The 6617-nt window shown below is 65.9% G+C and carries 8 protein-coding genes; 6 read left to right on the forward strand and 2 right to left on the reverse strand.

Annotation, left to right across the window (positions count from 1 at the left end):
- On the reverse strand, positions 1-508 hold a 508-nt coding region (locus tag ACRDTL_RS04060), incomplete at its 3' end, for a DUF222 domain-containing protein (RefSeq protein WP_431505435.1).
- 162 nt (positions 509-670) lie between these two features.
- On the opposite strand from ACRDTL_RS04060, the gene ACRDTL_RS04065 reads away from it, so the two are divergent.
- The gene (locus ACRDTL_RS04065; protein ID WP_431505436.1) at positions 671-1903 is read left to right on the forward strand and encodes an integrase catalytic domain-containing protein; all 1233 of its coding nucleotides are present in this window, start codon (positions 671-673) and stop codon (positions 1901-1903) included.
- A gap of 105 nt (positions 1904-2008) precedes the next feature.
- Complete coding sequence (locus tag ACRDTL_RS04070; RefSeq protein ID WP_431505437.1) at positions 2009-2152, forward strand: multicopper oxidase domain-containing protein; 144 nt, start codon at positions 2009-2011, stop codon at positions 2150-2152.
- 19 nt (positions 2153-2171) lie between these two features.
- On the opposite strand, the gene ACRDTL_RS04075 is transcribed toward ACRDTL_RS04070, so the two are convergent.
- Positions 2172-3344 carry a permease gene (locus tag ACRDTL_RS04075; protein ID WP_431505438.1) on the reverse strand — a complete coding sequence of 391 codons (1173 nt, stop codon included), beginning with the start codon at positions 3342-3344 and terminating at the stop codon, positions 2172-2174.
- Between the two features lie 196 nt (positions 3345-3540).
- On the opposite strand from ACRDTL_RS04075, the gene sepIVA reads away from it, so the two are divergent.
- The 4 genes from sepIVA to mutM are packed head-to-tail and all read left to right on the forward strand — an operon-like array spanning position 3541 to position 6454.
- Positions 3541-4278 (forward strand): cell division protein SepIVA, encoded by a 738-nt coding sequence (sepIVA, locus tag ACRDTL_RS04080; protein WP_431505439.1) that lies wholly within the window; start codon positions 3541-3543, stop codon positions 4276-4278.
- 32 nt (positions 4279-4310) lie between these two features.
- Positions 4311-4895, forward strand: coding sequence for a YceD family protein (locus ACRDTL_RS04085; RefSeq protein WP_431505440.1), 585 nt, complete (start codon positions 4311-4313; stop codon positions 4893-4895).
- Complete coding sequence (gene rnc, locus ACRDTL_RS04090) at positions 4892-5602, forward strand: ribonuclease III (protein ID WP_431505441.1); 711 nt, start codon at positions 4892-4894, stop codon at positions 5600-5602. Before ACRDTL_RS04085 ends, rnc begins: the two co-directional genes overlap by 4 nt.
- Positions 5603-6454: a DNA-formamidopyrimidine glycosylase gene (mutM, locus tag ACRDTL_RS04095; protein WP_431505442.1), complete on the forward strand. Its 852-nt coding sequence runs from the start codon at positions 5603-5605 to the stop codon at positions 6452-6454.
- The last annotated feature ends 163 nt before the right edge of the window (positions 6455-6617 follow it).

Consider the following 6617-nt stretch of genomic DNA (forward strand, 5'->3'; position numbering starts at 1 on the left):
TCAGCTCGTCGGGGCGGTGTTGCCCGCCGAGGCGGGCCAGCTGGGCTTCGGCCTGCTGGCGGGTTTCGGCGTCGACGACGTTGGGCAGCCGGTGACAAAACCCGCGGATCACCGCCACATGGCCGGCGCCGAGGTGTCCGGCGCGCTGCGCGGCGGCGGTGGCCTCCAACCGGGGCGGTAGGGGTTCGCCGGTGATGGCCCGCCGCGGCCCCAGGTCGGCGGCCTCGCCGATGCGCCGCGAGGCGTCGGCGCGACTGATCCGCAGCCGGTCGGCCAGCGCCGCCGCTAGCTTGCCGCCCAACTCGGCGGGGTCGGCTTGCTCGGCTATCTGGTTGATCAGCGGGTGCTCGACGGCGGGCAGTTGGCGGCGGAAGGTCTCGCAGCGGGTCAGCATCGCCAGCCGTTCCGGGGTGGTCAGCGTGTCGAAGGACAACGCCAAGGCGCGGTCGAGGTACGCGTCGAGGCCGTCGAAGACTTCGACGATCTCCTCACGGCTGCCCGAATGCATGTTCGAATACTATCGCGACGGTCCGACGCGACGCCGCTCGCGTTGACTCATCCGAAATGCGCGCGAAAGGCCTCGAAATGCGTCTTCGTTGCCTCATCCGAAATGCGCGCGTGACGGCGCGCCTACCTGATCGGTCGGCTATGACCCCGGTAGGCCCAGATGATGGGGTTGACATTGGCCGAGCGCAGGGCAGTGACCGAGACGACCGCGATCCGCTATTCGTTGGCGGACAAACGGACGAAGGGCATCATTCTCGACGAGTTGTGTGCCACCACGGGCTGGCACCGTAGCCATGCCCGCAAGGCGCTCACGATGGCGTTGCAGCCCACACTGGTATCACCGAGGAGTCCGCGGCCGCCGAAGTATGGACCGCAGGTCATTGCCGCACTGACGGTGTGCTGGACGGTGCTGGGAATGCCGGCCGGCAAGCGGCTGGCGCCGATGTTGGGCGAATTGGTGGCGGTGTTGCGTCATTTCGGGGAGCTGGTCATCGATGAGGACACCGCGGCGCTGTTGGTGTCGATGTCGGCGGCCACCATCGATCGTCGGCTGGCTCCCGAGCGGCGCAAACATCAGATCAGGGGACGTGCCGCTACCAAGCCGGGATCGCTGCTCAAGAGTCAGATTCCGGTGCGCACCTGGGCCGACTGGGACGACGCCCAACCCGGGTTCGTCGAGATCGACCTGGTCTCCCACGACGGTGGCAACGCCGCCGGCCAGTTCGCGTTCACGCTGACGGTCACCGACATCGCTACCGGCTGGACCGAGAACCGTTCGGTGCCCAGCAAAGCCGCTAAATGCGTTTTGGCCGCACTCAATGACATCGCCTACAAGATGCCGTTCCCGATCCTGGGCGTGGACTCCGATAACGGATCGGAATTCATTAACGTCTACTTGCTGGAATGGTGCGAAAGGCACCGGATCACCTTCACCCGCGCGCGGGTGGCGAATAAGAACGACGGCTGTCACGTCGAGCAGAAGAACTGGGCGGTGGTCCGCACTGTAGTCGGCTACCACCGCTATGACACCGCCGCAGAGCTATTGTTACTCAACGAGATTTGGCAGCTGCAATCCAAGCTGACCAACTACTTCTACCCGCAGCAGAAACTGATATCGAAGGTCCGTGACGGCGCCAAGGTGTCCAAGAAATACGACACCGCGGCCACCCCGTTTCAGCGCGCGATCAATCACCCAACGATGACCGAGGGCCGCATCGTGGGCCTGGCCACAGCCCAGGGCCGGATCAACCCGGCCGCCACGCAGCGCCGGATTCAGGCCTTGACCAACGAACTCCTCACCCTGACCTCCAGCAAATCCGGACCCAAAACCAACGCCCGTGCCGCTACGCGCGCACCCTCAAATGAGGCAACCAGAAGCTCGACGCGCGCATCTTGACATGAGGCAACACGGCGACAACCGCCACCAAATCCGCAAGCAAAACCAGAGTGACACAAGTGGTTACAGTTATCATCGGGGTCCAAAATCCGATCTTGAGCGGTCGTGTTCCGGATCCGATCTGCGGCACCCAGCAACACGCCGGTCAGTGCTGCTCGACCTCACCAACCCGGCGTGTGGATGATGCACTGCCACATCGCCGAGCACCACGAGAGCGGCATGATGTTCAGCTTCACCGTCGAACCATGAGGACCAATCACCGCTCGTGCTAGTGGTGCCCGTGTTCTTCGCCGGGCGAGCCGCCCATCATCCGCAACATCGGGATGCCGCCCGTCGCGATGAACCGCGCGACCAGCCCCGCCGCCAAGACGAGGAACACGATGTTCAGCCACGTGGTGTAGTTCCACGAGATCCCGGCCTGCATCACGGTCGCGGCCCGGTGAGTCGGAATGAGACGTGCTGCACCGAAGATCAATTCGACCAGATAGCCGGCAGCGACCATCGCGGCGTAGAAGGTAGCCAACAGTGTGAGCATCATGGCAGTGCCGTAGTAGCGGCGGTAGATGTTCAGAATCGGCAGGATCAGCAGGTCGGCGAAGATGAACGCGACGACGCCACCGAAGCTGATGCCGCCGTTCCACAACACCGCCGCCAGCGGCACGTTGCCGATCGAGCAGACGAACGACCCGATTGCCACGAACGGCGCGATGATCGGGCCCCACAGCGCTGACAACGCTGGGTGTGTAACGAAAAAGAAATGCTGCCAAAACGACTCGGGAACCCAGGCCGCGATCGCGCCCGCGATCAACAGCCCCAGGACCAGATCGCGAAGGATCGCCGCCCACTCCATGACGAACACGTGTGAGACCGACGTCAAACCCTGCCGCGACACCAGCCGTCGCCAAAACGAACCCTCACCACCGATTGACATGTCCATGGCCGCGTGGCCTTCCATCGAGCCGGCGATTCCCCGCTCCGCCTGTCGGCGAGCGGCATCGATGAGCCGCGAGCGCACGAATAGCCGAAACAGCACTGCCAGTATCACGATCATCAGCGGGCCGCCGACGAACTCGGCTGCGGTGAACTGCCAGCCCATGAGCAGCGTCAAGATGATGCCCAACTCGACCACCAGATTGGTGGAGCCGATCTCGAAGGCCATGGCCGCCGTGAAGTCGGCGCCGTTGCGGAACAGCGATCGGGCCAGCGCCACGGCGGCATACGAGCACGACGATGACGCGGCCCCCAGTCCCGCCGCGACGGCCAGGGTGCGGGGCCGGTCGTCACCCATCAGAGCCACGATGGTCGAGCGGCGCACCACGGCCTGCACCACCGCCGACAGGGTGAAACCCACGATTAATGCCCACAGGATCTCCCACGTCATCGACCCGGCCAGGATCAGCGCGTGCCCGATCGCGTTCAGCGCATCCACGAAGACCTCCACTTCGGCCTGCTCAGTCTGTTCTACGGCAACCCGCTACGTTTGCCCGCAGCCTGCCCCGCCCGACATAATGACGCGAAGTGTGCAGGTGAGTGGCGCCGTTTCGACCACCAATACCCGACACACCGGGTGCGAAACGTAGTCACACGCGCAACGCCAGGCACACTGGTAACAACAACGATGCCGGGAGGGTGTTGCCGTGTACCGAGTTTTTGAGGCGCTGGACGAACTGGGCGCCATTGTCGAAGAAGCCCGTGGCGTGCCGATGACCGCCGGCTGCGTGGTGCCGCGCGGTGACGTGCTGGAGTTGATCGACGACATCAAGGACGCCATCCCCGGCGAGCTGGACGACGCTCAGGACGTGCTCGATGCCCGGGACGCGTTGCTGCACGACGCCAAGACACATGTCGACTCGATGGTGTCCTCGGCGACCACCGAGGCGGAGTCGACGCTCAACCATGCCCGCGCGGAGGCGGATCGGCTGTTGTCCGACGCCAAGGCGCAGGCCGACCGGATGGTGGCCGAGGCGCGCCAGCACAGCGAGCGGATGGTTTCCGAAGCCCGCGAGGAGGCGGTGCGCATCTCGGCCTCGGCCAAGCGCGATTACGACGCCACCACCAGCCGCGCCAAGACCGAGTGCGACCGGCTGGTGGAAAACGGCAACATCTCCTACGAGAACGCGGTGCAAGAAGGCATCAAGGAGCAGCAGCGGCTGGTGTCGCAAACCGAGGTGGTGGCCGCGGCCAACGCCGAGTCCACCCGGCTCATCGACGCGGCGCACGCCGAAGCCGACCGGCTGCGCGGCGAATGCGACATCTACGTCGACGCCAAGTTGGCGGAGTTCGAGGAATTCCTCAATGGCACGCTGCGCTCGGTCAACCGCGGCCGACACCAACTGCGGACCGCGGCGGGTATGCACGACTACGCGCAGCGTTAATAGCCGGTTGCACCGCCCGTAGAATCGCGGGCATGGCCAGGCAGCACAGCCCGACGGCGCAGCGACGTCCGACCTCGCCGCTGGCGATCAACATCGCGCGGCTCGCGCGCCGCCCGGGAGCGGTGTTTTCGCTGCACGACACCGTGGGCTGCCCGTCCCGCATCGGGCTGGACCTGATCGCGATCGAGCGCGGGGCCCCCGTGGAGCTGAATCTGCGGGTGGAGTCGGTGTCCGAAGGCGTGCTGGTGACCGGCACGCTGGACGCCCCCACGACCGGCGAGTGCGCCCGGTGCCTGACGCCGGTCAGCGGTCACGTGCAGGTCACGTTGACCGAGCTGTTCGCCTACCCGAACAGCGCCACCGACCGGACCACTGAGCAGGACGAGCTCGGCCGGGTCGTCGACGACGTCGTTGATCTCGAGCAGCCGATCATCGACGCCGTCGGACTGGAACTGCCGCTGACGCCGGTGTGCCGGGCGGACTGCCCCGGGCTGTGCCCGGACTGCGGGGTGCCGCTGGCCACCGCCGAACCCGGTCATCACCACGACAAGATCGACCCGCGGTGGGCCAAGCTGGCTTCGATGGTGCAGCACGACCAGGATGCGTCGCCGACATGACTAGTTTGCTCGACGCGCTCGGGGCTGAGCTGCCCGATGAGTTGCTGACCCTGGCGCTCACCCACCGTAGCTACGCCTACGAGCATGGCGGGCTACCCACCAACGAGCGGTTGGAGTTTCTCGGTGACGCCGTTTTGGGCCTGACCATCACCGACGAACTGTTCCGCCGCCATCCGGACCGCCCGGAGGGGGATCTGGCCAAACTGCGCGCCGGTGTGGTCAACACTGCCGCGCTGGCCGACGTCGCGCGGCGACTGACCGACGACGGCCTGGGCGCGCACCTCTTGCTGGGGCGTGGCGAGGCCAATACCGGCGGCGCCGATAAATCCAGCATCCTGGCCGACGGCATGGAATCGCTGCTGGGCGCGATCTACCTGGAACACGGGATCGAGACCGCACGCGACGTCATTCTGCGGTTGTTCGGGCCGTTGCTGGACGCCGCGCTGACACGGGGTGCAGGTCTTGACTGGAAGACCAGCCTGCAGGAGCTGACCGCGGCACGCAGCCTCGGTGCACCGTCCTACCAGGTCACCTCCACCGGCCCGGACCACGACAAGGAGTTCACCGCGGTCGCTGTGGTGATGGACACCGAATACGGCGCCGGGGTGGGGCGATCCAAAAAGGAAGCCGAGCAAAAGGCTGCGGCAACGGCCTGGAACTCACTGAATGCGCACGACGGCGCCTTCCCGGGGAATACTTCTGCGTAGATGCCCGAACTACCCGAGGTCGAGGTGGTGCGGCGCGGGTTGCAGGCCCATCTGGTGGATCGAACCATTACTGCGGTGCGGGTGCACCATCCCCGTGCGGTGCGCCGCCACGAGGCGGGCCCGGCCGACCTGACCGCGCGGCTGCTCGGCGCCCGGATCACCGGTACCGATCGGCGCGGCAAGTATCTATGGCTGACGCTGGACGACGACGAGAGTGCGCTCGTCGTCCACCTCGGCATGAGCGGTCAAATGCTGCTCGGCGAAGTCCCGAACAAAGGTCATCTGCGCATTGCCGCGCTCCTCGATGACGGGACAACGCTGAGCTTCGTCGACCAGCGCACCTTCGGCGGGTGGCTGCTTGCCGATTTGGTGACCGTCGACGGCAGCGTGCTGCCGGCACCGGTCGCGCACCTGGCGCGTGACCCACTCGACCCGCTGTTCGACATCCGCGCAGTGGTTGAGGTGTTGCGGCGCAAGCATTCCGAGATCAAACGGCAACTGCTCGACCAGACCGTGGTATCGGGGATCGGCAACATCTATGCCGACGAGGCGCTGTGGCGGGCCAAGGTCAACGGCGCGCGCCTCGCCGACGCGTTGAGCGCACGGCAGTTGACGGCGGTGCTCGAGGCGGCCACCGACGTGATGCGCGACGCGTTGGCCCAGGGCGGCACCTCGTTCGATTCGCTGTACGTCAATGTCAACGGCCAGTCCGGCTACTTCGACCGGTCGCTGGACGCCTACGGCCGCGGCGGCAAACCCTGCCGCCGCTGTGGTGCGGTGATCCGCCGTGAGAAGTTCATGAACCGTTCGTCGTTCTACTGTCCCCGCTGCCAGCCGCGGCCGCGGCGCTAACCCCCGACCGCGAGCGTGCGTGTCGCCGGCCGACACCCCGGGCGTGTTCATATGGTCGTTGCAACGTGCCGATGATTTGTGGAGGTTGCTGTGGCAAGGGGTGACTGGATTCCCAGGTCGGTGAGGCGAGAATTTTTCGATTTGGTCTGTGGTGGCATGGCGG

Source organism: Mycobacterium sp., from assembly GCF_050700595.1.
Taxonomy (GTDB): Bacteria; Actinomycetota; Actinomycetes; order Mycobacteriales; family Mycobacteriaceae; genus Mycobacterium.